We start from the raw sequence: 24,030 nt of genomic DNA, 5'->3' as shown, positions 1-24,030 counted from the left end.
TCGCCGGGGCGCTGACATGGGCATCAGGCGGTTTCGGGAAGTCCCTGGAACAGCGGCAGCTCGGTCGCGTCGACGGCCTGTTGCAGCGCCTCGTCGAAGGCTGCGTCGAAGACCTTCTCAGGGTTGTAGATCGACAGGATGAACTTCACCGTGCTGCCGGACTTGCGGTAGCGGAAGCGCACCGGCATCCGGTAGGGCGCGCCGTTCAGGAACACCGGGATGGTGATGATGATCAGGTTCGGGACGCTGAGCGGGGCGCCGTCGGCATCCTTGTGCTCGTTCAGGAACTGGATCTCGCTTTCGCCGGTGTCGCGGTTCGTCTTCACCGTGAGGTCGCTGGTCTCGTAGACCTGGAACCGGCGGGACATGGCGAGCAGCCGGGACAGCTGGCCGTAGTGGCCCTCGATCTGACGTGCGGTCTGGATGAGGCGGTTTTCCCAGGGCTGGTTCTCGTCGCTCTCGCGCAGCGATAGCAGCGAAGGCGTCGGGTCCATGATGTCCTTGGCGTGGGATTCGATGTGCTCGCCCATCTCGTCCTTGTCGAGCGCGGCGCCCGAGATCCTCATCCACGCCTGCCATTCCTTCGACAGCGGGAAGTTGTAGACGGCGCGGTGATGGCAGTGACGTGCGCTGGGATCACCGGTCGGCGACAGCGGATCGATCGGGCCTGCGCCGTGATAGTCGGCGATGCAGGTGAGGGACGGCGCGCTCATTTCCGGATTGGCAAACAGTGCGGAGGTCTCGCCCTTGAAGCGGTTGGCCCAGAGGATCAGGCTGTCGAGATCCTTGAGCTTCGCGGTGCCGCTACGGCGGGCGGGCTTGAGGTACTCGAGCGCCGAGCGGTGGTGCTGGGTCAGGTTCTCGACCTTGCGGTGGTTCGGCAGCGTGACCAGGTGCGGCTTGGTCAGGTCGAGGTCATCGGGCGCATCAATGGCGTCGTGGTGGCCGATGTCGGCCATGATGTCCCGCATCGTCTCTGCCGCGTTCTGCGGCAGCGGGTGGCTTTCGGAAAAGTCGGGCATGGTGGTCTCCTTCGGGTTGGGGATCAGTCGACGTCGCGCACCTCGCCGGTTTCCGGGTCGTAGTCGGAGACGTCCCGGACCGGCTGGTGCATGCGCGCCATCATGGGGCTGTAGAGGGTGAGCTCGCCGGCATCGTTGATGAAGGCGGCGGCGCTGCTCTTCGGCTGCTTCGGCGCCTTGAACTCCATCTTGGCGCCCATGCCGACGTCGCCAGAATTGCCGACGGCGTAGTCGATGGTGATTTGCATGGAGCCTTGGCAGCCCTTCGGGCCGTGTTCCTCAAGGTGGTCCATGAGCTCCTGCATGAGCCCCTGATGCCGCTCCATCAGATCGGTGAGAAAAGCGCCGCCATCGAACAGCGTGAGGATCTGCTCAAGGCTGCGCATCTTGTAGGGATCGTGCCGCTCAGGCGGGTTGATCTGAGCCGGTGGGGTCTTGTTCGCCATCACGGGGCGTCTCCTTGTGTCTGTGGCCCCCGCCGCGTTCATGTTCACGGTTTGGCGGACGCAAAATGCGCGGCGGGGGATGCGGGCGTCATGCCCGGCATGGGGTTACCTCTGGTCGAAGAGGCCCAGGGCCTTATCGCCCGGGTAGATCGTCTTGGCGGGGGCTAGCACCACGAAGGGCGTGTTGTTTCGGTCCGCGAGGAAGCGGGCGGTCTGCTCGGCCTCGGCGGCCGTGGCGTAGCGGCGGGACTGGATCTTGCCGTCGCTGGACTGGCGCAGGCAGGCGACGGCGAAGGGAAGGGCGTCGGACATGGGGGCCTCCTGTTGTCCTGGTGCAGGCCGGGGCGCTCGGCGCGGAAATTGCGCTCTAGCCCCGGCCCGGCGTCAGCGGCATGGGTCCGTGAGTGATGGCTGCCGCGTGGTGGGGGTGAGATCTGTGGTCATCCGTCCGCACCGGAACTTCCGAAGGCGTCGGCACCGCCGAGACGGGCCGGCAAGTTCCGCGTGAAAGACCAGTCGCCGTGGCGGGTGTCGCGAAGGGCGGCGATCAGCGTGTCGACCTTCTTCTGGACACTGTTGTGCGCGTTCAGGGCGTCGGTGGTCGCGCGCCTGGCGGCGTCCTCGTCGGCCTTGCGCGCCTCGAGCGTGGCTTCGGTGCTGGCGAGCGTATCGAGCGCATCGTTGAGCTGGCCGACGAGATCTGCGGTGCTGGGGCGCTCGCTCATGCCGGTGCCTCCGCCGCCGCGCGGGCAACGCGCAGCACGGCCTTGATCCAGCTGGCGACGGCCTCGGCGCGGCTGTTGCCGGTCGCGGAGATCCCGCCAAGGCTGATCTCGTGGTAGGCGGGGCCCCAGCCGCCGCGCTCGGGCGGGTCGATCCAGATGCCGCCGGTGTCGATCACCGCTGATCGCATCATCTCGACGCGCTGCTCGGCGCTGCCGGTGGTCTCCAGTTCGATCGCCAGCTGCTCGCGCCAGTCGAGCGCGGCGGTGGCGCAACCGAGGACGGGGTGGGGCTGACGGATGCTGGCCGGGCTCATGCCGCGTCACCACCGGTGCGGCCCATGGCGCGGGCGACAGCGGAGAAGATCGCGGGCTGGGCGCGCTGACGGCCTGCCTCGACCTCGGACATCACGGACACGGCCGGCGCGGGCGGCATCGGGTCGGGGTCGCCCTCGGTCACGACGTGAACGAGCGTCGGACGGTCGGACAGGCGGGCCTCGAGGTCGTGCAGGCGATTGCCCGCGTCGGTGCGGATCGGGTGACCCTGACGCTGCTTCGCATGGAACCAGTAATCCTGGCGAGTGACGCGGTCGGCGGCGGCGGCTTCCGGGTTGGTCAGGAAGGCCGCCTCTTCGGGGAGAACGTACTTGTTCGGCATGGGTGCCTCCATCGGTTGATGGGAGGCAATCTGTCCGAAAAAATCGGACCGGTCAAGTAATCAGACTGAAAAATTCGGACCAGATGGCGCGAGGGCGTTGTCGGCGGTTCGCGCATATGTAGAATAAAGGGGGAACATCTGGAGAATCGTTATGAGTTGGTGGTTGAGGGTCGCGGTGCGGTTGGGGGTTGATTTGAACTGGCTTTGCGATCCTGTCACTCGCTTTCGGCGACGAGGGCAGCGGAAAGCTTTTCCCGAACGTCCGATGGGAGTTGATCGAAGTCGCCGTTGAAGAGGTAATTGAAGTCGATGCGGTGCGCGCGATAGAAGTATCGGCCTGTTTTTATGGATGGGGCGCCGCGAGCTTCCTGCGAGTGGTAGGTTTGCTTCGCCACGCCGATTGCTGCTGCCACGTCTTTTTGGCCTAGGTCTACAGCTTTCCGGGCTGCGATGAGGCGTATGCGGAGCGCGTCGTTCGAGCTGTCGCCGCGTCGGAATAGTTGCTCAAGTTCATCGTGTGTCATGGCTCTTCTATCGCCTTGGGTCCGAATTTTTTGAACCGTAAAGGTTCGGATTATTGACAGTCTGAAAAATTCGGACCAAGTTGGCCTCGCCATGTATCAGACACCTAGAAACTTCGTGGACGCGCTAGGGGGCTACCGAAAGGTTTCCCCGCGCCTTGGTCTAGCGACCACCACGCTTCATTCGCATATGTCGAGCGGGAAGCTTCCAGCGAAGCTTTACAAGGCTTGCTGTGAACTCGCCGCAGAGCATGATCTTGCTCCGCCGCCTCTCTGCCTCTTCAGCTTCTCAAAGCTTTCGCCATCGCAGGATGAGAAGTCGCCCTTTTCTGCAGAGGATGCGGCATGATCTCGGTAGGGCTACGATACTCCTGCAAGGCGCCTCAGGCGCGTTTCGCTCTCGAGTGTCGCAAAAACGGCGAGTTCGTCGAGTATCTCCTGTTCGTCGAGATCGACCTTGCCGTCGGCAATAATCACGTGCTCCAGGGCGGAAGCAAATCGCGCCCTTTCGTCGGGGGCGAACTCGAGAATGCGTGTGATGTAGCCGGGGAGCGAAGATCGCTGAGGCCGCATCCGATGGACAATCTCGGTCAGCTGATCGAGCACATCGATCGAGATCTGCTCGCGAAATCGTTCACAACGTGCGCCAACCATCAGTTCATTTTCGATGAACTGGCAAATCGCATCGAGTTCCTCGGGGTGAAACTCACCGTCAGACTGGGCCGCAGTCACGAGGATCGAGAGCGCCGGCCGCAAGGTGTCTCTAATTTCGCGGGCTACCGGAATCGCTCTCTGGGCGTCCGTTGGCGCGAGTTCGTCCAAATCCACCAGTACATGATCGCGAAAGTAATCCGCGCAGGAAATCACTTCTCCATCGGGTTCGATAAAGCATTCGATACGATCGCATCGGAATTGACGGAATGCGCCGCGTTCATGGCAGACGGCACTCAAAATGGGTGCGTAAGGCCCGCGCGACAATTTCAAGAGAGTGATCCTTCGGCGGGTCAGGTCGCCCGCCGCGCTGACGTAGTCGATTGCACAGAAAATCTCATCGAGGGAGATGGTGCCGTCTTCGTCTACGTGAAGGAGTTCACCCTCGTCACATCGCAAGAGTTCTTTTTGAACGTTCGCAGGCGCAGGCAGTCGATTGATCGGGGGCGGCGTTTCCAAATCTGGGGCGCGGCGGCTCAACCAAGACAAAAGCGACATCGGAAAACCTTTTCTGCAACTATTAATGGACCTGAAGAGGCTGCGGCAAATAATCCGATTCGCGCAACCGGAAGGTGTGCCGCATGAGCGATCATCTGAAACTGGTGGTCTCGAACGGGTCATGCCCAGACGCTGACCCGGTATCCACGCCCGTGTCGCGGTCCAAAGAACTGGACCGCTACCGGATGCAGGTCATTGCCGCCGAGATCTGGTCCGGCTGGCTGCGCGGGGCGTTCCGGCGTCCCGAGGACGTCGCGAGCTTCTTCGGGGTGCGCAACAGCACCGCCTGGAACTGGTGGAACGCCGCCAGCCGCCCGACCGCCGACAAGGTGATGATTGCGGTGCTGGAGGCCCCGGGTTTCCTGGAGCACCTGACCGCCAGCGTCACGGCGGATGCGCGGAGGGTGGCATGAGGCGCGCGATTGCATCTGCGCTTCGAGCCTTCGCGAAGCGGGTTGAGCCCATTTCAGATGATGCTCGTGGCCGGAACGGTGAGGGAGTCTGGACTGCTGCATGTGATCTGAAGGTCATGAACTTGAGCCGTTCAAACTTCGATGTGTGTCATCGCGATGGCGCGATTGAAGTCACCATTCATCCACAGTTCGAAAGCCGTGCTATTGTTTTCCCAGATGGCAGTGTCGGGCTTGAATACGGCCCCGAAAACACAGAGCGGCCACATCGGGAGGTCGAGTGGCCGCGGGGCGGTGCCGAGAATACGGCCTCGCATGAAGGCTGGGAGCATTGCCAAGCGGCGGCTTGGGCTGCGGCTGATCGATCAGGCTGGACCTTGGTCGATGAGGTGGAACTTGACGGCCAACCTCGCGGAGAAGCCCGTTCTCATGGTCTGGGTGTGCACGAAGGGCGCAAGACCGGGGAAGCGAGGATTTTCACCCATGAGTGAGACAACCCTCGTTTCACCGGAACTGAGCCGGATCTTGTGCGGGCCATGCAGCGCCAGAAGCACCTCATACTGTTCCTCGCTCAGGTTGGCGAAAGCTCGAAATCCATCGATACCGCTTGCGGCATTCACAACCTTCGGAGGGCCTGCGTCGAAGCGGATCACCCGTTTCCGGGAGCTCAACTTGGTTTCCGAAATGCCTGTGATTGCCGAGGCAAGGCTCTCGGGAAAGTCGGGATATGGCATCGTGAATCGTCCTCTTTTGGTGTGTTCAGAAGGGGATGTAGGGAGCGAGAGGTGCTGTCACGCCTCTCGTTCCCGCTATTCGACTGGTCGCTTAGTAACACAATATATAGCGGATTTCACCTTATGTTCTTCCGGTATATTGAGGGTTCCCCAGGGCGACGTCGCTCGTCCGATGAATAGTCGAACCCCCGACCTGTCCGGGTCTGTTCAGCGGGGGTGCCCTCATGCCCCGCCGCCTGGTGCGCGGGGGTGTGTCCCGACGTCGAAATCACCCGACCATCTCCGCGCACCCTTTTCTTTCCGCTACGTTAAGGCGATTATTGCGGCGCAACTCCCTGTTGCACCTTGCCTCGGCGTCGCGACACAGCTCGTGCGCTGGGGCCTTTTGCAGGGGAGGCTTCCATGGCTGACATGCTGACCCCGCAGGAACGGGCCGCCATCGCGGAGGCGCTTTCGCGCATTCCGGCCGACCAGCGCCGGGTGCCGATCGGCGCGACCGCTTATCCACCGCCGGTCTGGGACGGCTCGAAGCTTGCCTACCGTGACGCCGACCGGCGCCGGCGCGAGGCCCAGCAGGCGGGCGTCCAGACGCGGCGCGGCTTGCAGCTGGAGCGGCAGCGCCGCTCGCAGACCGTGCGCAACGCGCAGGTCTGGGCCGAGCTGCGCGCGGGCGATCCCGAGACCGCCCTCGATCGCGCCATGACGCGGTTCGAGCTGTCCGAGGCCGCGGTGCGCGAGATCGCGCGGGCGGCGGGCCTTCGCCTGCTGACACGTCAGCAGATCGAGGCGCGTCGTCTGACGAGGGTCATCCGGGCACTGGCCGATGGCCGGCGGGATCTGCAGGAGGTCGCCCGGCTCGCGGGATGCTCGCGCAACGCGGTTGCCACGCGGCGCAAGGCCTATGGCCTCGATATTCCCGACGGCGCGGGCGGCCGCCCGCAAAAGGCGGGGGTCACATGAACGCCAACCGTTCCGCCGCCGTCATGGCGCAGCGCGCCGAGCCCGTCGACAGTCTCGACGACTTCCCGACACCGCCCTGGGCGACACGGGCGCTGCTGCGTTTCCTGCGCGACCAGGGCGAGCCGCTCCACCTTCAGCATGCGTGGGAACCGGCCTGCAACCGGGGCTATCTCGCCCGGGTGCTGGGCGAGGAGTTCGACCATGTCCACGCGACCGACGTGCACGACTACGGCTGGCCGGGGCAGGCGGGTATCGCCGATTTCCTGATCCCCTGGGGGCAGGATGCGCCGGACGTGGACTGGATCATCACCAACCCACCGTTCCGGCTGGGCGCGGACTTCATCCGGCAGGCGCTGACCTACGCGCGGCGCGGCGTGGCGATGCTGGTGCGCACCTCCTTCGTCGAGGGCGTCGACCGCTACCGCTCGCTCTTCCAGGAGACGCCAGAGGCCTTCGTGCTGCCGTTCGTGGAGCGTGTCGTCATGTGGAAGGGCGTTCTGCTCGACCCCGACGTGCCGATCTGGAAGCCGGACGGGAAAGGTGGCGGCAAGGCGGAGAAACCGACCAGCGCGACGAGTTACTCGTGGCTCGTATGGCGGCGCGACGATGACGCTCACCTCGAACGCACCACGCGCTTCGTGCGGATACCGCCGTGTCGGCTCGAGCTGACCCGGCCGGGCGACTACCCGCCGCTGCCCGATCATCTGAAACCACCGAGAGGGGGCCTTCTATGACCCGTAAACCGAGCCCGACCGCGCGGCTGCTCACCGCCGCCACCGCCGTCGTCCTGTTCCGGGGCGGCATGGTGATCTGCACCGACCTGGTGGGGGCGCTGGAGCGCGCACTGCTGGCGCTGGGGCATGATCCGCCCGGGGAGCTTGCCGACATCGCCGCCGCTGCCCGCGACGTGGTCGAGGCGCGCCTCGATGCCGACGTGACGCTCTTCGACGAGGGGCGGGACCGGCTGTCGCGAGGCCTCGCGGTCTACTGGGCCGGCAAGGCGCTGGACCCGGCGATGCGGGGCTGAGGAATACCTGCCCGCGTGCCACGCGGGTGGGTTTGAGCGGGGGCGAGGGACGCAGAAGCCCCGCCTCCGCGACCGAACGCGCGCAGCCCATGGGGCGGCGCAACCGCGTGACGCGGCCCGGAGAGGCTGTGCGCGCCGAACCTGTCGAGAGGGGCTGACGTGGCCGATTCCGCAGCAAGACAACGCGACTTCGACACGCCGGAAGGCGCGCGCCTGATCGCCGCCGAGGAGTGGCAGCACCAGCGGTTCGGCTGGCTCAAGGCCGTGCGCCGCGACACCGGTCTCAGCGCGCAGGCGCAGATGCTCGCGCATGTCCTGGTGCTGGATTACGCCAACAAGCACACCCTGCAGTGCGACCCGTCGATCGCCGAACTGGAAGACCTGACCGGGCGCTCGAAGTCGACGATCAAGCGCGCGATCGCCGAGCTGGTCGAGGCGCGCTGGATCACCCGGATCACCGGTCGCGGCCGGGGCCGGACAAGTGGCTACGGCTTCCTCACGCGGGCGTCGGTGGTGCCGCTAAAAGGGTTCAGATCCGACCCCATAAAAGGGTTCAAATCCGGACCGGAAAAGGGGTCAAATCTGACCCGAAAAGGGTTCAAATCAGACCCTGCCTATATAAGGCAGGAACCATGTAAGAACCATTACGCGCGCGCGGACGCGCCCGCGACCCCTCCAAACCCGATGGTGATCAAGGCGGCCAACCGGGCCGTCGAGCGGTTCCGCGACGGCCATGCTGACGCGCTGGCGGAACTCGCCGAAGAGACGCCATGGGTGCTCAACCACATCCTCGCCGCGAACCTGCTGACGCCGGACGAGCGTGAGCGGGCGGGCCTTTGCCGAGAAAGGGACGGACGATGACCGACGCGCAGACCACGAAGACCGAGACCAAGCGGGACCGGGTGCGCCGCCTGCTGATCGACCCGCTGACCGCATGGGGCTTCCGCAAGCCGGGCAACGTGACCGAGGCGAAACACGCCAAGTTCCTCGTCGATCTCGCCGACGGGCTCGCCTACCTCAGCGACGACCAGCTGGTGACGCTGCGCGAGTTCCTGAAGACGAAGGGCGAGGGCAAGGACCGACGGGGCTGGCCGCGCATGGCGACGATCACGCCGCTGGCCGAGGCGGTGGCGCCGCGTCCGCTCGAGGAGATCCCGGTGATCGCCAGCTGGTTCGGCTCGGCGCGCGGGCCGCAGGCGCTCGCTGAGGGCACGCTGGTCGCCGAGTTCCAGTTCCTCTCGGCGCTCAAGCGCCCGCCGCTGCACGACGGCGACTGGCGCCGAATCCGTGAGCGCGCGACCGAGCACGACAGCAGCAAGCGGGTGCGCGAGGACCGCGTGCGCCGCGGCGTTGCCGACGACGACGACCGCCAGTGGCTCGCCTGGTACGCGCAGCTCGAGGCACGGGCGATGGCCCTGCTGCCTGTAACGAAGGAGGGCGCGGCATGAGCGTGATGGGCAAGATCGAAGGCCGGATGATCGATTGGTTCGCGGTACGCTACCGGATCCGCAACAATCCCGGTCGCACGACCTGCGTGCTCGGCGCGGACTACGAGAGCTACCGTGACCGGCAGGGCAGGCCACGCAAGCGGCGCCTGGCGAATACCGGCGAGCGAGTGTTCGTGCCCGAGCTGCTGGCAAGACGGGCGGGCTTCGAGGTCTTCCTTCCGGTCCGCAAGGACTGGCGCCGCCGGAACCAGTTCTCACCCGAGCGCGAGCTGCAGAGCTTTCCGCTGATGCCAGGCTGGATGTTCGTGGGGTGGCCCGCTGGCGAGAACCGCTGGCAGGACCTTATGGCTCTCGACATCGTCGCAGGTGTCATGGGTACGGGAGGCCGCCCGCTGCGGATCTCCGAGCAGAAGATGACCGGGCTCATGCGGCAGTGGGGCGGAGGTCGGCTGGCTCCAGGCCTGAAGCGTTACATGCGCGTGGGACACGAGTTCGAGGCCGGCGACGTGATGCAGATCGCCTACGGTCCGTTCGAGGGTATGCCGGCCAAGGTGGTCGACATCGACGGCGCCGAGACACGTGTGCTGGTCGACATCTTCGGGAAGGATATTCCGGCGACGCTGGCGACGGAATGCCTGGAGCGGTCTTGACGGGATCGCGGGAAGCTCTGCACGACCTGCTTGCACTCGCATTGCGTGGCCGCCCGGTTGCGATACGCGACCGGGCGGCCAGATCGATTGTAATCCTCGATCAGACGAAGAGGAAATCTTCGGCGGTCAGCGCGTCTGCTGTCATCCCCTCGAGATAGATCGTCTGACCGGTGTCGCCGATTTCAACCTGGGCACCTCCGTCCACGTCCGTGATCTCGAGGGACGCAGGGCCCGCACCGAACAAGCGGATCATGTCGAGGCCGTCTTCGAAATCCTCGATGACGTCGGTTTCACCGGCGGTGTAGACGTTGAAGACGAAGAGGTCTGCGCCCTCACCACCGTTCAGCGTGTCGTCGCCAGTGCCGCCGTTCAGCGTATCAGCACCGCTGCCGCCGTTCAGAACATCGTCGTCGGCGCCACCGCCGAGGAAGTCCGCGCCGGCCTCGCCGAAGAGGAAGTCGTCTCCGTCACCGGCTCCGATCTGATCGCTCCCGGTGCCGCCGGTGAGTGTGTCGGTACCCAGACCGCCGCCCATCGAGTCATTGCCAGAGCCGCCATCGACGGTGTCGTTGCCGAAGCTTCCGGCGAGCGTGTCGTCGCCGGATCCACCAATCACCGTGTCGGCACCATAGCCGCCCGAGGCAACGTCCTGATCGGCCCCGGCATTGATGTAGTCGTCATCCGTGCCGCCGCCGATCACGTCGTTCCCGGAGTTGCCGTAGAGCGTATCATTGCCCTCGCCACCGCCGATCGAGTCGTTGCCTTCGCTGCCGAGCGCGTAATCGTCGCCTTCGTGCAGCGCGATGTTATCGTGGTTGTCGCCACCGTCGACCCAGTCGTCTCCGTCGCGACCGAGAAGCGAGTCGTTGCCCTGGCCGCCGAGGATGGTGTCGTTGCCGGCGCCGCCGTCGACGAAGTCGTTCGCGTTGCCCGCGTCGATTTCGTCGTTCCCGGCGTCTCCCTCGACGATGTCATCGCCGCCGAGTGCCGCGATTGTGTCATCGTCCGAAGTTCCGGTCAGCGTGTCGCTACCTGCAGTGCCGGTCAGGTCAACCCCGCCGGTAATCACGCCCGTCGCGTCGATGGTCGTGTTGCCGCCCTCCGTCAGATAGGAGAAGGATGCCTCGGAAAAATCGCCCTCAAGCGTGATCGTCGTGTCCGCCACGCCGTCGCCATCGGTGTCGATGTCGAGAATTGCGGATCCCATGGTGACCGTGACGTCATCAGACCCGAAACTGGCGCCTTCGACGATTAGTCTGTCATCATCCCCAAAGCCGGACACGACATCGCCGTCGAGCTCTTCCGCCGACCCGGTGATCGAATCCGATCCGCCGCCGAGATTGAACAGCTGAGGTGCAGCATTTCCTTCGAAGGACTCGCTTTCACCAGTGCCCTCCACTGTCACGTAGCTACCGCTTACCGTCGAGTTCGACCCTTGCAGGTTGCCGACGAACAGACCTGAATCGTAGGCTGTGTCCCCAGTGTCGGCGATCGCGATCGTGATTTCGTTCTCTCCATCCTGGATCGGGGCGAGGATGTTCAACAGTGTCGAAAAGCCATCGTACTCGGTGTCATAAGTGCCCGTATAGGGGTCGCCGTCCGAGCCGTCGTCACCGTTGTTGTTGAAGAAGTTGCCCGGGCTATTGATGGAGTCTCCGACGATCGACAGCGGTTGGTTGGGGTCTTGATTGAAGAGGGCATAGTTTACGCCGTTCACGTAGATCGCGGCGATGTCGACGAACGCGCTATCGACGAACTCGGGGTACTCATCCGAGCCGAAGAAGACGTCGAGGCTGATCGACGGCGCATCCCCGACATCGGCGGAATCGAAGGTGAAACTGACCACCGCGGCATCCTGGGTTTCGCCGGCGCCCGGGAATGCGTCCTGAACGGTCTGGTCGAGGCTGGCGTTTCCGGGCTGACCGTGGCTCACAGTGAAGCTACTGCTGGTGTTTTCAGTGCCCGGGGCACCGCCGGTGGAAAGAAAGATGCCAGATCCGATCCCTACGGTAGGAGTCGGATCAGTCCCCGATATTTCGCTGATCGTGTATCCTTCCTCCAGAAGCGAAATCGCCTCCTCCGCTCCTGTGTAGGTGATGTTGTCGAGATTGATCGAGCTATCCCCGACCAATACGCTTTCGATGTCGTCGACATTCGATACCGGCGTCAGGGTGTTGGCGTGTGTCGGGGAAGCTGCGTGGGTGACGTTCGCTGGCTGTTGGTTGTCAATCGGCATGTTTCTTCCTCAAATTACTGTCGCGTATGGGTTCGACGCGTCTATGCTCGTGCGCCTCTTCAAAGCCTCGCAAACGTTAGGGGGCTCTGGCAAGGGTCTCACCGGCCATGTGGAAGCCGCGCGCGCCGAGCTATGATTAATATTTCGTTAACGGTCTGAAAATAATCTGATAAATCTGTAGGTAGGGTATTCCCTACTAGCCTGCAGATTTGCGGGTTTCCCCCAACCTCGATTTGGACGAGCGGTAAATTCCTCTTCGACGCAATGTCTGATTGTTGACAGTTGCCGTATCCTTCGCATACCGATTGCAAAGGACGATCCAATGCGGTCCCTGCCATTGAAGTAATCACATGCCGGCTGGCGTGGAAGGGCAACACCGTGGACCCCTGTATCGCGGATCAGGCAAGAGCCTCGCCCGCGACGCCAAGTGCAACGCAATTGTCGAACGAATGCTCTGTGGCAGAGATGCCACCGGGCACTTCTCGTTCCCGCGGCGGCCACCTCCGCGGCGCCCGCGCTACCAAGCCAGTACAAACCGGATTTCATGGGTCCTTCCCGGACCTCGTACGTATACGGGGTCGCGAGGCGCATGACTTTTGAAACGCTAAACAAAATCAAAAGCCTAAACGAACGGGGCTAAACGAAGGGGCTTTCGCAACATCCTGCGGGAAGGAGCAGCATGAACACGACGCAACTGGCGAACGAGCTCGGGATCTCGAAGGGTCGGGTCAGCCAGTGGGTCTCGGAGGGCAAGCTCGACGGCTGCTACACCGGTGACGGTCGGGCCCGCCGCTTCGACGTCGAGAAGGTCCGGGCTGCGCTTCAGCATCGGCTCGACCCCGGGCAGCTGCTCGGAAACGGCGCGGACACAAGGCGCCGCCTGCGCGAGGACGAGGCTCGGCCCGACGCTGACGCGCCGGCAGCGCCTGGGCCGAGGGAGGGCGAGCTACGGCGGAGCGATCCCGATCGCTACGAGCTGGCGCGCACGCAGAAGGCCGAGGAAGAGGCGCGGCGGCTGCGGCGCCAGAACATGCTGGACGAGGAAAGCCTCGTGCTGGCGGACAAGGCCGGGCGCGAGGCCGCGCGGGCGCTGTCGCGGGAGCTTGCCCAGATCGAGGACCTTCTGCGCAGGAGTGCCAGGGCGATGGCCGACGAGCTCGGTGTCGACTTCAAGGCAGCCCGGAAGATCCTGCTCGACCTGTGGCGTGAGCATCGGGCGCGCCGGGCCGAGGCCCTGGGGGAGGTTGCCGAAGGAGCGACACTCGACGGTGAGGAACGGGACGCAGACTTCTGATGGGCTTCGTGACCTCCGCCGAGCGCGTGGTGTGCCGGGCCATGGCTGGCGCCATGGCGCCGCCGCTCCCGCCGGACATCACCCGATGGTGCGTCGAGAACATCGAGTTCGACGAGCGCTCGCCGATCAAGGGTCCGTTCGACATCTCGCGGTTCGCCTTCCTGCGCGAGATCCACGAGGTGCTGTCGCCGGAGCATCCGAGCCGCGAGGTCACGATCCGGGGCTCGGCGCAGTGGGGCAAGACGGTGTCGATCATCCAGCCGACGCTGGGGGCCTGGCACGAATACACGCCGCTCGACTCGCTGATCGTGCACCCGACCGCCAGCGCGGCGAGCGAGTGGGTGAACAACAAGTGGATGCCGATGCGGCGCCAGGCGCCGGGGCTGATCAAGATCTTCGGGGCAGGGCGGGGTGAGAACCGCGACAACATCTACAACCAGGAGACGCTGGAGCGGAACGGCTCGCTCAAGGTGGTGTCCTCGGGCTCGCCCGCCGACCTGACCGGCACGAGCCGCCGGCTGGTCATCATGGATGACCTCTCGAAGTTCGACACGTCGGACAAGGGCGACCCCGAGAAGCTCGCCGAGAGCCGGGCCTCGGGCTACGACGACGCGAAGATCCTCCGGGTCTCGACGGCGATGATCAAGGGCACCTGCCGGATCACCGAGGCCTATGACCGGAGCGACAAGCGGTTGTTCCACGTCCCGTGCCCGCACTGTGGGTTCGCGCAGCCGCTGACCTGGGAGAACTTCCGCGCGAGCCTCGAGCCCGAGCGGCTGCACGCGGCGCACTTCACCTGCGAGAGCTGCAGGGCGCCGATCCGGCACGCGGACAAGGAACGGATCGTGCGGCAGGGCACGTGGGTGCCGAGCAACCCGCACGGCGACCATCCGGGGTTCCACCTTTGGCGGGCCTATGCGCCGCAGCGGGACTGGGCCTCGATCGCGGTCGAATACGCGCAGATGATGGGCTGGACCCGGCTCGAGGCCGGCGCCTCGGCGAACACCGAGCCCGGGCCGGAGCGCCAGAAGGAGAAGGCGCCGGCCACGAGCCGCCCGATCAAGGCAGCCGTCGAGCAGGTGTTCTGGAACGACGTTCTGGGGCTGCCCTACGAGCAGGCCACCGACGCGCCGGACTGGGAGAAACTGCGCGACCGGGCGGAGCTCGCGGAGCCCGGCACGGTGCTCGACCTCGGTGTCCTGCCGAGCACGGGCTTCATCTTCGCGGCCGGTGTCGACTGCCAGGACGATCGCATCGAGGTGCAGCTGGTGGCCTTCGGACGCAACCGGCGGCGCTGGGTCGTGGATTACCGCGTGATCCCGCATCACATCAGCGACGAGGCGGGCCGGGCCGCGCTGAACGCGCTGCTCAAGCAGGAATGGCGCACGATGCTCGGGCTGCGGGTCGCCATCGACATCCTCGCGATCGACGGGGGTGCCTACACCGACGATGTGTGGAGCTGGGCGAGGCCGCACCCGTGGGGGCGGGTGATCATCGTGAAAGGCGGTTCGCAGGAAAACGGGCCGCTGATGGCGCTGCAGAAGTTCGACCGGCGCAAGGACGGCAAGGTGAAGCGGGCGCAGAAACGCGCCTTCAACCTCAACGTCTCGTCGATGAAGGCGGGGCTCTACGCGCACTTGAGCAAGGAAGATCCCGAGGAGCGGGGCTTTACGCAGTTCGCCCAGGGGCTCGGGGACGAGTACTTCCGGATGCTCACCGCCGAGCATCGGGTGCTGTCGCGCAACAAGCATGGCGTGATGACCAGCCGCTGGGTCCTAGTCGAGCCGACCCGGCGCAACGAGGCGCTGGATACGATGAACTACGCCGAGGCCGGCGCGCTGCGCAAAGGCTGGGCCTCGATGACCGACGATCAATGGGACGCGCTCGATGCCGAGCGCAGCGCACCGCCGCCCGACGCCCAGCCGGACCTCTTCGACGCCTCGCTGCCGTTGATGCCGGCGGCGGAGGCACAGCAGAAACGCCCGAAGGCGAAACAAGCCTCCGCCGACAAGGCTGCGCGGCTCGCCGAACTCCTGAGGAAGCAGAATGGCTGATACCGCAACGCTGGAAGCCCGGCTCGAGGATGCCGAGGAGGCGCTTCACGCCGTCCTGATGGGCGAGAGCGTGACCGTGGTCGCCTATGACGGTCACCGCACGGAATACGGCCCCGCGAACGAGGCGGGCCTGCGCCGCTACATTGCCTCGCTGAAGCGCCAGTTGGGGCAGGGCGGTGTGCGCGGCTCGCGCCGGGTGATCTTCTGATGGGGATCGACAATTCCGCCCTGACCCGGGTGCCGCTCGTGCCGCGCAAACGTGGCGCGATGCGGGATGCCGGGTTCAACGGCAGCGCGCCCTACGTCGCAGCCGACACCGGTATCGACACCCTCAGCGGTTTCCTGCCCTCGAACCGGGCGGCGGATGCCGAGGTTCTACCGGGGCGGGACCGGATCAGCGCCCGCGCGCGAGATCTCGGTCGCAACAACGGCTGGGCCGCCGGCGCGGTCTCGAAGGAGGTCGACGGGGTCATCGGCGCGAACTTCCGCCCGCTCCTCAAGCCCGACTGGCGGGCTCTGGGGCTCGATTCCGCGTGGGCGCAGGAGTTCAAGGAACAGGTGGAGGCCCGCTGGCGCCTGCACGCGGACGATCCGCGCCGCTACTGCGACACGACCCGGGCGCAGACCCTGCCGCAGCTCTTCGGCAGCGCGTATCGGACCTACCTCATCGAGGGGGAGGCGATCGGGCTGGTGAACTGGCGCCAGATGCGGCCCTTCAAGACGACGCTGCGGCTGGTGGACCCGGACCTGCTGTGCAACCCGTATGACGCGGCGGACGAGGAACGGCTGCGCGGCGGTGTGGAAATCACCCGCGACGGTGTTGCGCGGGGCTATCACTTCCGGCGTGGGCATCGCGACAGCGCCTGGCCGAACGTCGCCGAGGCGATGAGCTGGAAGCGGATCGCGCGCGAGGGGCGGAACGGGCGCCCGCAGGTGATCCACTTCTTCGACAAGCTGCGCGACGGGCAGACGCGGGGTGTGAGCCGGCTGGCGCCGATCGTCGAGCGGCTGAAGATGGAGGACCATTACTCGCGGGTCGAACTGCAGGCCGCGGTCATCAACGCGATCCTCGCCGCCTTCATCAAGAGCCCGATCGGGCCGGAGATGATGGAGGAGATGTTCGGGGAGGGCGACGGCGAGACCTTCCTCAACTACCAGTCCGACCGGGCGGCGTTCTACGGCGGCCGGGGTGGCGTGAAGCTCGGCGGCGCGCGGGTCCAGACGCTCTACCCGAACGACGAGATCGGCATGGTCTCGACAGCGCGGCCGGCGGCACAGTTTGCGGACTTCGAGGCGGCGGTGCTGCGCCACATCGCGTCCGGTCTCGGCATCAGCTACGAGCAGCTCGCCTCGGACTGGTCGAAGACGAACTACTCGAGCGCGCGGGCGGCGATGATCGAGATCTGGCGTGGCTGGACGGCGCGCCGGGTCGCCTTTGCGCAGGGCTTCTGCCAGCTCTACTTCATGGCGTGGCTGGAAGAGCAGGTGCTCGACGGGCACATCGCGCTGCCGCGCGGGGCGCCGGACTTCCACACCTTCTGGCCGGCCTACGCGCGGGCCAAGTGGATCGGGCCCGGCAAGGGCTTCGTCGATCCGGTGAAGGAAGCCCAGGCGGCTGCGATGCGCGTGGCGCTGGGACTCTCGACGCTCGAGGAAGAGGCGGCGGAGCTGACCGGCACCGACTACGCCGAGAACATGGAGCAGATCGGCCGGGAGATCTCGGCCATGCCGGAGGGCATGCTGCATCCGGCGCAGGAAAGCTTCGCCAAGCTGTTGGGCCCCGCGGTGGCCGGCCCGGCCCAGACCTCCGAGGACTGAAACAGATGGGTTACTCCGTCGAGCTAGCCGCGCAGACCTTCGGCATGAAGGTTGAAACCTTGAAGACTTGGATCCGCAGGCATGGGCTCCTCGATCATTTATCCAATGGTCGTGGTCACGCTATGCTGCTTGCTGATCAGGATATGGTCGCGGTTTATATCGTGAGCAGGCTGGTTCCTTGCGGCTTCACGGTCGGCTTGGCCTGCAAGATCGCGAATTCCGCGGCGAAGTATCCAAGTTTGCTTAGCAGCCCGGTTTGGACCGCATCTTTCGACAGCAAGTGCTGGCCTAACGAGCCCGACGTCTCGTTAGGCGGCGTCTCGGTCTCCCTTGCTATCCAGCCGGCGATCGATCTGGTCGTCGCGCTCTCTGAAAATGAGGGCGGCTCCCCGAGCGAGACAGTCAGAGAGGACTGAACCAATGCGACATCCGCAGATCGCGGCGCGTGTGTTTCACACGCCGCTTCTTGCTGCGCCGGCGAAGGCCGCGGCATTCATCATGGGGCTCGGCCCGCGCATCGTCGGCACAGAGATCGAGGTGCAGGGCGCCGAGGCGACGCCCGAGGCCAGCCGCAGGGCGCGGGCCTCGCTGCTCGACGAACGGCTGGAAGACGAGATCGGCGGCGGCCGCAGATCCGCCTTCCGGGTGCGCGACGGAGTCGCCGTGATCCCGGCCACGGGCACGCTCGTGCATCGCGGCGCGTGGCTCGGCCAGTCGTCGGGCGAGACCTCCTACGAGGGGCTTTCGGCGCAGATCGAGATGGCGCGCCGGGATGGGACGGTGCGCGGCGTCGCGCTGGAGATCGACAGCTTCGGCGGCGAGGTCGCGGGGTGCTTTGCCCTGGCCGACCAGGTCCGGCAGCTGCGCGAGGAAAAGCCCGTGTGGGCCTTCGTCAGCGACCACGCCTATTCCGCCGCCTACGCGCTGGCCTCGCAGGCCACGCGGATCGTGATGCCGCGCACGGCCGGCGCGGGGTCGATCGGGGTGATCTGCATGCACGCGGATTATTCCGGCGCGCTCGAGGCGATGGGGGTCCAGGTGACGGTGATCTCCGCCGGGGCGCACAAGGCCGACGGCAACCCCTATGCCCCGCTGCCCGAGGCCGTGCGTGACGATCTGCAGGCGGAAATGGAGCAGCTGCGGGGGCTCTTCGCCGAGACCGTGGCGCTGGGGCGTGGCGACCGGCTGACCGCCGAGGCCGCGCTTGCCACCGAGGCGCGGTGCCTGATCGGCACCGATGCGGTCGAGGCGGGGCTTGCCGATGAGATCGCGAACCCGCGCTCGGCGTTCGAGGCCTTCGCGGACGACATCAACGGCCGTGCCCGGGCACGGCAGACCACTCCCAGAGGAGCATCCACCATGAGCCAGACCAACACGAGCACCACGCCGGAGACCACGGCCGAGAGCACCCCGCCGGCGGCTGCACCGTCCGCAACCGCGCCCGCCGCCGCACCGCCGGCGGCCACAACGCCCGAGCCCGCAAGCCCCGCGGCGGAGGACCCCAAGGCGCGCATCGCCGCGATCCTGAAGAGCCCGGAGGTCGAGGGGCGCGAGGATCTGGCGCAGAGCTTCGCCTTCGACAGCGACATGACGTCGGCCGAGGCGATCAAGCACCTGGCCGCCGCGCCGAAGAGCGGCTCGGGCGGCGGGCTGTCCTCGACGATCGATGCCGAGGCGACCGAGCTCGAAGCCCCGGGCCCGGGCGATGACGCGGGCGCCCGCGCGGAGCCCGGTATCGCGGAGCGCGCGGCCAAGCGGTTCTCCGCGTCCTGACCTTCGGCGCCGCCGCAGGTCTTCCTTCCTGACCCTTCCCCCGAAAGGACATCACGATGCCCACCCTGACCGAAGGCCGGACGCCCGGCGACTTCCTTCTGTACGATGTGGCGGACTACAGCCGCGACGTCGTGACCATCGGCGCCGGTGCCGACCTCGCGCCCGGCACGGTGCTCGGCAAGGTCACCGCGTCCGGCAAGTTCATCCGCAGCGTGCGGACCGCGACCGACGGGTCCGAGACGCCGGTGGCGGTGCTGCACACGGCGGCGGCGGCCGCCTCCGCCGATGTGACCAATGCCATCGTCCAGGCTCGCCACACCCGCTGCCGTCGCTTCGGGCTTCTCTTCGACGCCACCTGGTCGACCGAAGGCGAGCGCGACACTGCCTGCGCCGCACTCGCCGACGCAGGCATCGTCACCACCTGATCCACGTCGCGCCGCCCGGGGTGGCGGCGTGCAACCATTCGCGCCCGCGGGCGCCATTCCAGAACAGGAGGCCTCCGATGGCCCATATCAACATCTTCAAGGGAGACGCCTTCTCGGCCATGGCGCTGGGAGAGGCGATCCGCGTGATCCCGAACCAGTGGGGCGTGATCGGTGCCATGGGGCTCTTCAGCTCCAAGGGCATTCGCGGCACCGCCTTCTCGGTGGAAAGCCACAACGGCGTGCTGCAGCTGGTGCAGTCGTCGGAGCGCGGCTCGCCGCTCCCCGGCCAGGCGCGCGGCAAGCGCAAGATGGTCGACTTCCGCACCGAGCGCTTCGGCCTCAAGTCGCGCATCACCGCCGACGACATCGACAACATCCGGGCCTTCGGCTCCGAGACCGAGCTGCAGCAGGCGCAGGACGAGGTCATGGACCGGCAGGAGGAACTGCGCGGCTCGATCGACATCACCCGCGAGTATCACCGCGCCAAGGCGATCCAGGGGGTGGTGCTCGACGCCGACGGCACCGAGCTGGTCGATCTCTTCGACAAGTTCGGCATCACCCGCAAGTCGGTCGACTTCGTGCTGGGCACCGGCACCACCGACCTCGGCGCCAAGTGCCGCGAGGTGACGCGCCACGTTCGCCTGTCGCTGCTCGGTGACGTGATGACCGGGGTGATGGGCCTGATCCATCCCGACTTCACCGACAAGCTCATGGGGCACGCGGACTTCAAGGAGCGCTACAAGTACTTCCAGAACGCCAACGGCGGCGACCCGCTGCGCGACGATACCTCGGCGGGCTTCGACTTCGGCGGGATCCGCTGGAAGGAATACCTCGCCGAGGCCCCGGTGCCGCAGGAAGACGGCACCACAGTCACCCGCAGCTTCATCCCCGCGGGTGAGGCGGCATTCCTGCCGCTCGGCACGCGCCAGACGTTCCGGACGTTCAACGGCTCGCCCGACTACATCGGCATGGCGAACACGCCGGGTCGCGACTTCTACTCGGCGGTCTTCCCCGACCGGCAGGAGGATCGCTTCGTCGATGTCGAGGCGATGATGCAGAACATGCAGATCTGCATGCGTCCGGGCACGCTGGTGCGCGGTCACACCTCCAACTGATTCTGAGCCCCGGCCGCCGGGCCGGGGTCCATTCCCGAGGGAGAGCCCCCCATGCCACGCAAGAGCAAGCAAAAAGACACCGCCGCGGATGTGCGCGTGCGGATGACGGACGATTACAGCTACCGCCTCGACGCCTCCAACCGCCGGACCCTGCCGAAGGGCTGGACCGGCATCGTGCCCGCCGCCGTCGCCGATGCGATCGAGACGGACGGGAAGGGCGCGCGCGACCTTCCCATCGAGGTGGTCGATGCGACCGACGGACAGGAGGGTGCGGGCGATGGTGCGACGTCCAAGACCGCTGCCAAGACCGAGGCCGGCCCCACCGGAGCGACCAAGGCCGGGGCCACCACCGGGCAGGCCGGGTCCGATCTCCTCGGCGCGCAGGGCAGCGGCGACAGCTGATGCCGGTCGACCCGTTCCTGCGCAGCGTCGAGGACAGCTTCCGGAGGCATGGCATTCCGGCTGTCCTCGACCCCGACGGCATCGCGCGGGAGGTCATGCTCCTGCCTGCGCGCCCTGACGGGATCGCGGAGTTCGGGGATATGCGGATCCAGTCCGAGACCGGGCTGTTCGAGATCCTGTCGGCGGCCTTCGCGGGCCACGGCAAGGGCGCGATCCTCGCGCTCGTCGGCGAGCGGCGGCGGGTGCAGCATGCCCGCGTCCGCGATCCGCGTCGCTACAAGACCCAGCTCGACACCATCGCTGTCTGAGCTGTTCCCCCTTCCAGGAGATCCCTCATGCCTCGCAAGTCTTCCAGTGCCTCCGCCCCCACGGCGGAGATCGAAACCCTGCGCGCGGTCGATGTCGACATCGCACCGGGCCGGGTGCGTCAGTTCCCGGCGGGGTGGTCGGGCACCGTGCCCAAAACGATGGCCGATGACATCGCGGCCAAGGGCGCCGCGTCGCGGCCCGCCGACAAGGCTGCCCCGGACGCCGAAGGGACCGCCGAAGAATGACCGGCACCCGGCTCGAGGCGGCGCTCGAGGGTAACCTCGAGCAATACATGGCGGAGGAGTTGGACCTTGCGAAGCGCGCCGTGACAAAGGGCGTGCATGCGCGGGCCACGGTGCTGAAACACGCGCTTCGTGCCGATGTGCTTTCCGGTGGCCTGGGGCGTCGTGTCGCGAAGAGCTGGCGGCAGGAAAACTACCCCAAGGGGGTCTCGAGCCTCGGTGCGGCGTCCTATGTCTTCACGAAAGCAGAGAAGCTTGTGGCGGCCTTTGACAAGGGTGTCACGATCAGCGCCAACAAGCAGCGGTTCCTCGCGATCCCGACCCCCTCGGCACCGAAGCTGGGCCGCAAGGGCGACCGCCTGACCCCTTCGAACTTCCCCGAAGACCGGTTCGGCCCGCTTCGGTTCGTCTACGTTCGCGGTGGGACCTCGCTGCTCGTGGTCGACAATCAGCGCGCGTCGAAACGTGGCGGCTATGCGCGTTCCCGCAGCAAGAGAGCTTTGAAGACCGGGTACGGGCTCCACACCGTGCCAATGTTCTGGCTTGTCCCGCGCGCCCGACTTCGCCGTCGTCTGAACGTTGCCGAAGTCGAGCGCGCAGCGGTCTCCGGGCTCGCGGCTGACATCGATGCTGCATTCAACACCTTGAAACGCCGGAGGCTTCGCTGATGCCAAGCAAGATCGAAACCGCACTCGTCGCGCTGCAAGGCGCGCTCTCGGGCCATGCGGCGACGGTGCTGCGCTCGGCGGATCTGCCGGTCGAGTGCCCCGAGGCGGGCGTGCTCAACATCGTGCCGGGCGATCCGCGGGAGGTCGGGCGGCAGCTCGGCACCGGTCGGCGCGAGTTCGAATGCGTGATCGAGATCGAGGCGGTGGTGCAGGGCGCGACCGACACCCTGCGAGACGCAGGCCTCGACGCATCGCTCATCTCGGCGGCCGGGCTGCTCCTTGCGGACCGCAGCCTCGGTGGTGCGGTCGATTACCTCGACATCGATGCACCGCAGGAAACCGACGAGGTCCCGATGGCCGGGGCCGAGACCCTCAAGGGCGCGGTGCTTCCCGTGACCCTGTTTTACGTGACCACCGCAAACCCGATGGAGTGACCCATGCCCAATGCACGCGGAGACCAGGCGAAACTGCTCGCCCGGCGCCAAACCACCTTCGGCACCGCCGAGAGCGCGGCCGACGGCGCGTTCCAAGCGCTGCCTTTCTACAACTACAACGTCACGCCCTCGGGCGAGCTCGCGAATGACGATGCGATCTACGGTGACAGCTACGCCGGCGAGTTGGTCGCGGGGCTGCGCAACCTCGGCGGCTCGATCGAAGTGCCGCTCGGGCTCGACAGCTTCGGCTGGCATCTCGCGCAGCTGCTCGGCCTGCCGACCACGACCGGGACCGAGGCGCCCTACAGCCACGTGTTCACGGCCGCCGCGAACCCGCAGATCCTGCTCGGGACGCACGGGATCAGCCATGCCGGCGTCGGCCAGCACTTCACGCAGGACAGCCTCGCGGTGCAGAGCCTCGAGATCCAGGCGCAGAAGAACGGGCAGCGCCAGCGCGCCACGCTCAACATGATCGGGCGCGAGGAGGTCAAGGCGGGCGCGACGCTCGACAGCACGCCGATCGCCTTTGCCAACGATCCGGTGCCGGTCGGCTTCCAGGGCCTGCTGAGCATCGATGGCAGCGAGGCGGCGGGGATCACGCAGGCGGGGCTCACGCTCGGCACCGGGCGCGAGGCCGACCAGGAAACGCTGAACGGGCTGGCGACGGCGGCCGACATCGACCTCGGGTTCTGGGACCTCTCGGGCTCGCTCAACGCCCGCTTCCGGGATGCGACCTACTACGATGCTGCCTCGGCCGGCACCGAGATGGCGCTCTCGCTCGCTTGGACGATCAGCGCGAGCTACAGCCTCTCGATCAGCGTGCCGCGTGTCGTGCTCGAGCGCAGCGGCGTCCCGGTGGAGGGACGGAACCTGATCTCCCAGTCCTTCAACTGGCGCGCGGCGCGGCCCGCGACGGGTCAGCAGCTGATCGAGGTCACGCTGTTGAACGCTACCGCCGATTACGCGAACCCGACCTGATGGTGCTGCGTCTCTCGCGGCGAGTCGGCGCCGCGCGAACCATCGACCTCGGCTACGACGTCACGGTCTCGCATCGTGCTTTCGGGTATGCCGATTGGCGCGAGGCGGAGGCCACGGCCATGCGGCTCGCGCGCCAGACCTTGCCCGCCGAGCTGGCCTTTGCCGCCGAGTGCAGCGACGAGGAAGATCTCGGGCCTGAGTACGAGGAGGCGCTGCGCGGACAGGCCGCGCAGCACCTGGTCAAGCTCCTGCTCGTCCGCTTCGGCGACGGCTGGACCGGTGTCGAGGGGCCCGACGGCGCGCCCGCGCCGCTCACGGCGGAGACGCTCGACCAGTTCCTCGAGCTGTTCCCCGGCGTCGCGGGCACGCTGCACGCGAGCCTGCTCACGCCCTGGGTCGAGGTGGCGCGGGAGGGAAACGTCTCCGCGCCCTCGCAAGATACCGCTACAGCGGAGGCTTGAGTCACTGCGCGGAG

Annotated in this window: 32 protein-coding genes; 22 read left to right on the top strand and 10 right to left on the bottom strand. The window is 66.4% G+C overall.

Going from position 1 to position 24,030, the window contains the following annotated elements; translation table 11 throughout:
• Nucleotides 1-23 precede the first annotated feature (23 nt).
• From D6860_RS08135 to D6860_RS08100, 8 genes are all read right to left on the bottom strand, one after another.
• Complete coding sequence (locus D6860_RS08135; RefSeq protein ID WP_076622317.1) at nt 24-1,022, bottom strand: DUF2303 family protein; 999 nt, start codon at nt 1,020-1,022, stop codon at nt 24-26.
• A gap of 23 nt (nt 1,023-1,045) precedes the next feature.
• The gene (locus tag D6860_RS08130) at nt 1,046-1,468 is read right to left on the bottom strand and encodes a hypothetical protein (protein ID WP_076622316.1); all 423 of its coding nucleotides are present in this window, start codon (nt 1,466-1,468) and stop codon (nt 1,046-1,048) included.
• A gap of 105 nt (nt 1,469-1,573) precedes the next feature.
• Nucleotides 1,574-1,780 (bottom strand): hypothetical protein, encoded by a 207-nt coding sequence (locus tag D6860_RS08125; RefSeq protein WP_076622315.1) that lies wholly within the window; start codon nt 1,778-1,780, stop codon nt 1,574-1,576.
• Nucleotides 1,781-1,908: 128 nt separating this feature from the next.
• Complete coding sequence (locus D6860_RS08120; protein WP_076622314.1) at nt 1,909-2,193, bottom strand: hypothetical protein; 285 nt, start codon at nt 2,191-2,193, stop codon at nt 1,909-1,911.
• On the bottom strand, nt 2,190-2,507 hold the full coding sequence (locus D6860_RS08115) for a hypothetical protein (RefSeq protein ID WP_076622313.1): 318 nt from the start codon (nt 2,505-2,507) through the stop codon (nt 2,190-2,192). The genes D6860_RS08120 and D6860_RS08115 overlap by 4 nt, the downstream gene beginning before the upstream one ends.
• Nucleotides 2,504-2,848, bottom strand: a complete 345-nt coding sequence (locus D6860_RS08110) for a hypothetical protein (protein ID WP_128549231.1) — start codon at nt 2,846-2,848, stop codon at nt 2,504-2,506. Before D6860_RS08110 ends, D6860_RS08115 begins: the two co-directional genes overlap by 4 nt.
• A 215-nt stretch (nt 2,849-3,063) precedes the next feature.
• Nucleotides 3,064-3,372: a helix-turn-helix transcriptional regulator gene (locus D6860_RS08105; protein WP_076622311.1), complete on the bottom strand. Its 309-nt coding sequence runs from the start codon at nt 3,370-3,372 to the stop codon at nt 3,064-3,066.
• Between the two features lie 357 nt (nt 3,373-3,729).
• Complete coding sequence (locus tag D6860_RS08100; protein WP_157895863.1) at nt 3,730-4,578, bottom strand: TerB family tellurite resistance protein; 849 nt, start codon at nt 4,576-4,578, stop codon at nt 3,730-3,732.
• Nucleotides 4,579-4,661: 83 nt separating this feature from the next.
• Between D6860_RS08100 and D6860_RS08095 the strand changes: the two genes are divergently transcribed.
• The gene (locus tag D6860_RS08095) at nt 4,662-4,991 is read left to right on the top strand and encodes a hypothetical protein (RefSeq protein WP_128549230.1); all 330 of its coding nucleotides are present in this window, start codon (nt 4,662-4,664) and stop codon (nt 4,989-4,991) included.
• 362 nt (nt 4,992-5,353) lie between these two features.
• Here D6860_RS08095 and D6860_RS08090 read toward each other — a convergent pair whose 3' ends face one another.
• Nucleotides 5,354-5,722, bottom strand: coding sequence for a hypothetical protein (locus D6860_RS08090; protein ID WP_076622307.1), 369 nt, complete (start codon nt 5,720-5,722; stop codon nt 5,354-5,356).
• 402 nt (nt 5,723-6,124) lie between these two features.
• Here D6860_RS08090 and D6860_RS08085 point away from each other — a divergent pair, with 402 nt between their 5' ends.
• The 6 genes from D6860_RS08085 to D6860_RS08060 all read left to right on the top strand — a co-directional run bounded on the left by D6860_RS08085 (nt 6,125) and on the right by D6860_RS08060 (nt 9,807).
• Nucleotides 6,125-6,682, top strand: a complete 558-nt coding sequence (locus D6860_RS08085) for a hypothetical protein (RefSeq protein ID WP_076622306.1) — start codon at nt 6,125-6,127, stop codon at nt 6,680-6,682.
• Entirely contained in the window at nt 6,679-7,416 is a 738-nt protein-coding gene (locus D6860_RS08080) for a hypothetical protein (RefSeq protein ID WP_076622305.1), read from the top strand. The genes D6860_RS08085 and D6860_RS08080 overlap by 4 nt, the downstream gene beginning before the upstream one ends.
• Nucleotides 7,413-7,709 (top strand): hypothetical protein, encoded by a 297-nt coding sequence (locus D6860_RS08075; protein WP_076622304.1) that lies wholly within the window; start codon nt 7,413-7,415, stop codon nt 7,707-7,709. Before D6860_RS08080 ends, D6860_RS08075 begins: the two co-directional genes overlap by 4 nt.
• Before the next feature lie 159 nt (nt 7,710-7,868).
• Nucleotides 7,869-8,570, top strand: coding sequence for a helix-turn-helix domain-containing protein (locus D6860_RS08070; RefSeq protein ID WP_076622303.1), 702 nt, complete (start codon nt 7,869-7,871; stop codon nt 8,568-8,570).
• Nucleotides 8,567-9,157, top strand: a complete 591-nt coding sequence (locus D6860_RS08065) for a hypothetical protein (protein ID WP_076622302.1) — start codon at nt 8,567-8,569, stop codon at nt 9,155-9,157. The genes D6860_RS08070 and D6860_RS08065 overlap by 4 nt, the downstream gene beginning before the upstream one ends.
• Nucleotides 9,154-9,807, top strand: a complete 654-nt coding sequence (locus D6860_RS08060) for a transcription termination/antitermination protein NusG (RefSeq protein WP_076622301.1) — start codon at nt 9,154-9,156, stop codon at nt 9,805-9,807. Before D6860_RS08065 ends, D6860_RS08060 begins: the two co-directional genes overlap by 4 nt.
• A 100-nt stretch (nt 9,808-9,907) precedes the next feature.
• Here D6860_RS08060 and D6860_RS08055 read toward each other — a convergent pair whose 3' ends face one another.
• Nucleotides 9,908-12,043: a choice-of-anchor L domain-containing protein gene (locus tag D6860_RS08055; protein ID WP_083697733.1), complete on the bottom strand. Its 2,136-nt coding sequence runs from the start codon at nt 12,041-12,043 to the stop codon at nt 9,908-9,910.
• A 679-nt stretch (nt 12,044-12,722) separates the two neighbouring features.
• Between D6860_RS08055 and D6860_RS08050 the strand changes: the two genes are divergently transcribed.
• The 15 genes from D6860_RS08050 (at nt 12,723) to D6860_RS07980 (ending at nt 24,016) form a co-directional block, all read left to right on the top strand.
• Nucleotides 12,723-13,337 (top strand): hypothetical protein, encoded by a 615-nt coding sequence (locus tag D6860_RS08050; protein WP_076622298.1) that lies wholly within the window; start codon nt 12,723-12,725, stop codon nt 13,335-13,337.
• Complete coding sequence (locus tag D6860_RS08045; protein WP_076622297.1) at nt 13,337-15,391, top strand: phage terminase large subunit family protein; 2,055 nt, start codon at nt 13,337-13,339, stop codon at nt 15,389-15,391. Before D6860_RS08050 ends, D6860_RS08045 begins: the two co-directional genes overlap by 1 nt.
• The gene (gene gpW, locus D6860_RS08040; protein ID WP_076622296.1) at nt 15,384-15,599 is read left to right on the top strand and encodes a gpW family head-tail joining protein; all 216 of its coding nucleotides are present in this window, start codon (nt 15,384-15,386) and stop codon (nt 15,597-15,599) included. Before D6860_RS08045 ends, gpW begins: the two co-directional genes overlap by 8 nt.
• Complete coding sequence (locus D6860_RS08035) at nt 15,599-17,209, top strand: phage portal protein (protein ID WP_128549229.1); 1,611 nt, start codon at nt 15,599-15,601, stop codon at nt 17,207-17,209. Before gpW ends, D6860_RS08035 begins: the two co-directional genes overlap by 1 nt.
• 5 nt (nt 17,210-17,214) lie before the next feature.
• The gene (locus D6860_RS08030) at nt 17,215-17,625 is read left to right on the top strand and encodes a MerR family transcriptional regulator (RefSeq protein ID WP_076622295.1); all 411 of its coding nucleotides are present in this window, start codon (nt 17,215-17,217) and stop codon (nt 17,623-17,625) included.
• Nucleotides 17,626-17,629: 4 nt separating this feature from the next.
• The gene (locus D6860_RS08025; protein WP_076622294.1) at nt 17,630-18,982 is read left to right on the top strand and encodes a S49 family peptidase; all 1,353 of its coding nucleotides are present in this window, start codon (nt 17,630-17,632) and stop codon (nt 18,980-18,982) included.
• 56 nt (nt 18,983-19,038) lie between these two features.
• On the top strand, nt 19,039-19,407 hold the full coding sequence (locus tag D6860_RS08020) for a head decoration protein (RefSeq protein WP_076622293.1): 369 nt from the start codon (nt 19,039-19,041) through the stop codon (nt 19,405-19,407).
• Nucleotides 19,408-19,484: 77 nt separating this feature from the next.
• Complete coding sequence (locus D6860_RS08015) at nt 19,485-20,522, top strand: major capsid protein (RefSeq protein WP_076622292.1); 1,038 nt, start codon at nt 19,485-19,487, stop codon at nt 20,520-20,522.
• Between the two features lie 51 nt (nt 20,523-20,573).
• Complete coding sequence (locus D6860_RS08010; protein ID WP_076622291.1) at nt 20,574-20,924, top strand: hypothetical protein; 351 nt, start codon at nt 20,574-20,576, stop codon at nt 20,922-20,924.
• Entirely contained in the window at nt 20,924-21,232 is a 309-nt protein-coding gene (locus D6860_RS08005; RefSeq protein WP_076622290.1) for a head-tail joining protein, read from the top strand. The genes D6860_RS08010 and D6860_RS08005 overlap by 1 nt, the downstream gene beginning before the upstream one ends.
• A gap of 27 nt (nt 21,233-21,259) precedes the next feature.
• Nucleotides 21,260-21,478 (top strand): hypothetical protein, encoded by a 219-nt coding sequence (locus D6860_RS08000; RefSeq protein WP_076622289.1) that lies wholly within the window; start codon nt 21,260-21,262, stop codon nt 21,476-21,478.
• On the top strand, nt 21,475-22,143 hold the full coding sequence (locus D6860_RS07995; RefSeq protein WP_076622288.1) for a DUF6441 family protein: 669 nt from the start codon (nt 21,475-21,477) through the stop codon (nt 22,141-22,143). The genes D6860_RS08000 and D6860_RS07995 overlap by 4 nt, the downstream gene beginning before the upstream one ends.
• Nucleotides 22,143-22,577, top strand: a complete 435-nt coding sequence (locus D6860_RS07990) for a hypothetical protein (protein ID WP_076622287.1) — start codon at nt 22,143-22,145, stop codon at nt 22,575-22,577. Before D6860_RS07995 ends, D6860_RS07990 begins: the two co-directional genes overlap by 1 nt.
• A gap of 3 nt (nt 22,578-22,580) precedes the next feature.
• Nucleotides 22,581-23,555, top strand: coding sequence for a phage tail tube protein (locus D6860_RS07985; RefSeq protein WP_076622286.1), 975 nt, complete (start codon nt 22,581-22,583; stop codon nt 23,553-23,555).
• The gene (locus tag D6860_RS07980; RefSeq protein WP_076622285.1) at nt 23,555-24,016 is read left to right on the top strand and encodes a hypothetical protein; all 462 of its coding nucleotides are present in this window, start codon (nt 23,555-23,557) and stop codon (nt 24,014-24,016) included. The genes D6860_RS07985 and D6860_RS07980 overlap by 1 nt, the downstream gene beginning before the upstream one ends.
• Nucleotides 24,017-24,030 lie beyond the last annotated feature (14 nt).

This window comes from Salipiger sp. D13 (assembly GCF_003703915.1).
Lineage (GTDB): Bacteria > Pseudomonadota > Alphaproteobacteria > Rhodobacterales > Rhodobacteraceae > Salipiger > Salipiger profundus.
This window is presented reverse-complemented; position numbering and strand designations above follow the sequence as displayed.

Bases quoted from the DNA above. Each gene is read 5' to 3' on its own strand.
- D6860_RS08105 (WP_076622311.1), bottom strand. From the start codon at position 3,372: ATGACACACGATGAACTTGAGCAACTATTCCGACGCGGCGACAGCTCG.
- D6860_RS08030 (WP_076622295.1), top strand. From the start codon at position 17,215: ATGGGTTACTCCGTCGAGCTAGCCGCGCAGACCTTCGGCATGAAGGTT.
- D6860_RS08060 (WP_076622301.1), top strand. From the start codon at position 9,154: ATGAGCGTGATGGGCAAGATCGAAGGCCGGATGATCGATTGGTTCGCG.
- D6860_RS08095 (WP_128549230.1), top strand. From the start codon at position 4,662: ATGAGCGATCATCTGAAACTGGTGGTCTCGAACGGGTCATGCCCAGAC.
- D6860_RS08120 (WP_076622314.1), bottom strand. From the start codon at position 2,193: ATGAGCGAGCGCCCCAGCACCGCAGATCTCGTCGGCCAGCTCAACGAT.
- D6860_RS08035 (WP_128549229.1), top strand. From the start codon at position 15,599: ATGGGGATCGACAATTCCGCCCTGACCCGGGTGCCGCTCGTGCCGCGC.
- D6860_RS08045 (WP_076622297.1), top strand. From the start codon at position 13,337: ATGGGCTTCGTGACCTCCGCCGAGCGCGTGGTGTGCCGGGCCATGGCT.
- D6860_RS08135 (WP_076622317.1), bottom strand. From the start codon at position 1,022: ATGCCCGACTTTTCCGAAAGCCACCCGCTGCCGCAGAACGCGGCAGAG.
- D6860_RS08005 (WP_076622290.1), top strand. From the start codon at position 20,924: ATGCCGGTCGACCCGTTCCTGCGCAGCGTCGAGGACAGCTTCCGGAGG.
- D6860_RS08085 (WP_076622306.1), top strand. From the start codon at position 6,125: ATGGCTGACATGCTGACCCCGCAGGAACGGGCCGCCATCGCGGAGGCG.
- D6860_RS07980 (WP_076622285.1), top strand. From the start codon at position 23,555: ATGGTGCTGCGTCTCTCGCGGCGAGTCGGCGCCGCGCGAACCATCGAC.
- D6860_RS08010 (WP_076622291.1), top strand. From the start codon at position 20,574: ATGCCACGCAAGAGCAAGCAAAAAGACACCGCCGCGGATGTGCGCGTG.
- D6860_RS07985 (WP_076622286.1), top strand. From the start codon at position 22,581: ATGCCCAATGCACGCGGAGACCAGGCGAAACTGCTCGCCCGGCGCCAA.
- gpW (WP_076622296.1), top strand. From the start codon at position 15,384: ATGGCTGATACCGCAACGCTGGAAGCCCGGCTCGAGGATGCCGAGGAG.
- D6860_RS08015 (WP_076622292.1), top strand. From the start codon at position 19,485: ATGGCCCATATCAACATCTTCAAGGGAGACGCCTTCTCGGCCATGGCG.
- D6860_RS08050 (WP_076622298.1), top strand. From the start codon at position 12,723: ATGAACACGACGCAACTGGCGAACGAGCTCGGGATCTCGAAGGGTCGG.
- D6860_RS08090 (WP_076622307.1), bottom strand. From the start codon at position 5,722: ATGCCATATCCCGACTTTCCCGAGAGCCTTGCCTCGGCAATCACAGGC.
- D6860_RS08110 (WP_128549231.1), bottom strand. From the start codon at position 2,848: ATGCCGAACAAGTACGTTCTCCCCGAAGAGGCGGCCTTCCTGACCAAC.
- D6860_RS08025 (WP_076622294.1), top strand. From the start codon at position 17,630: ATGCGACATCCGCAGATCGCGGCGCGTGTGTTTCACACGCCGCTTCTT.
- D6860_RS08065 (WP_076622302.1), top strand. From the start codon at position 8,567: ATGACCGACGCGCAGACCACGAAGACCGAGACCAAGCGGGACCGGGTG.
- D6860_RS08020 (WP_076622293.1), top strand. From the start codon at position 19,039: ATGCCCACCCTGACCGAAGGCCGGACGCCCGGCGACTTCCTTCTGTAC.
- D6860_RS08100 (WP_157895863.1), bottom strand. From the start codon at position 4,578: ATGTCGCTTTTGTCTTGGTTGAGCCGCCGCGCCCCAGATTTGGAAACG.
- D6860_RS08080 (WP_076622305.1), top strand. From the start codon at position 6,679: ATGAACGCCAACCGTTCCGCCGCCGTCATGGCGCAGCGCGCCGAGCCC.
- D6860_RS08075 (WP_076622304.1), top strand. From the start codon at position 7,413: ATGACCCGTAAACCGAGCCCGACCGCGCGGCTGCTCACCGCCGCCACC.
- D6860_RS08055 (WP_083697733.1), bottom strand. From the start codon at position 12,043: ATGCCGATTGACAACCAACAGCCAGCGAACGTCACCCACGCAGCTTCC.
- D6860_RS07995 (WP_076622288.1), top strand. From the start codon at position 21,475: ATGACCGGCACCCGGCTCGAGGCGGCGCTCGAGGGTAACCTCGAGCAA.
- D6860_RS08125 (WP_076622315.1), bottom strand. From the start codon at position 1,780: ATGTCCGACGCCCTTCCCTTCGCCGTCGCCTGCCTGCGCCAGTCCAGC.
- D6860_RS08000 (WP_076622289.1), top strand. From the start codon at position 21,260: ATGCCTCGCAAGTCTTCCAGTGCCTCCGCCCCCACGGCGGAGATCGAA.
- D6860_RS07990 (WP_076622287.1), top strand. From the start codon at position 22,143: ATGCCAAGCAAGATCGAAACCGCACTCGTCGCGCTGCAAGGCGCGCTC.
- D6860_RS08115 (WP_076622313.1), bottom strand. From the start codon at position 2,507: ATGAGCCCGGCCAGCATCCGTCAGCCCCACCCCGTCCTCGGTTGCGCC.
- D6860_RS08130 (WP_076622316.1), bottom strand. From the start codon at position 1,468: ATGGCGAACAAGACCCCACCGGCTCAGATCAACCCGCCTGAGCGGCAC.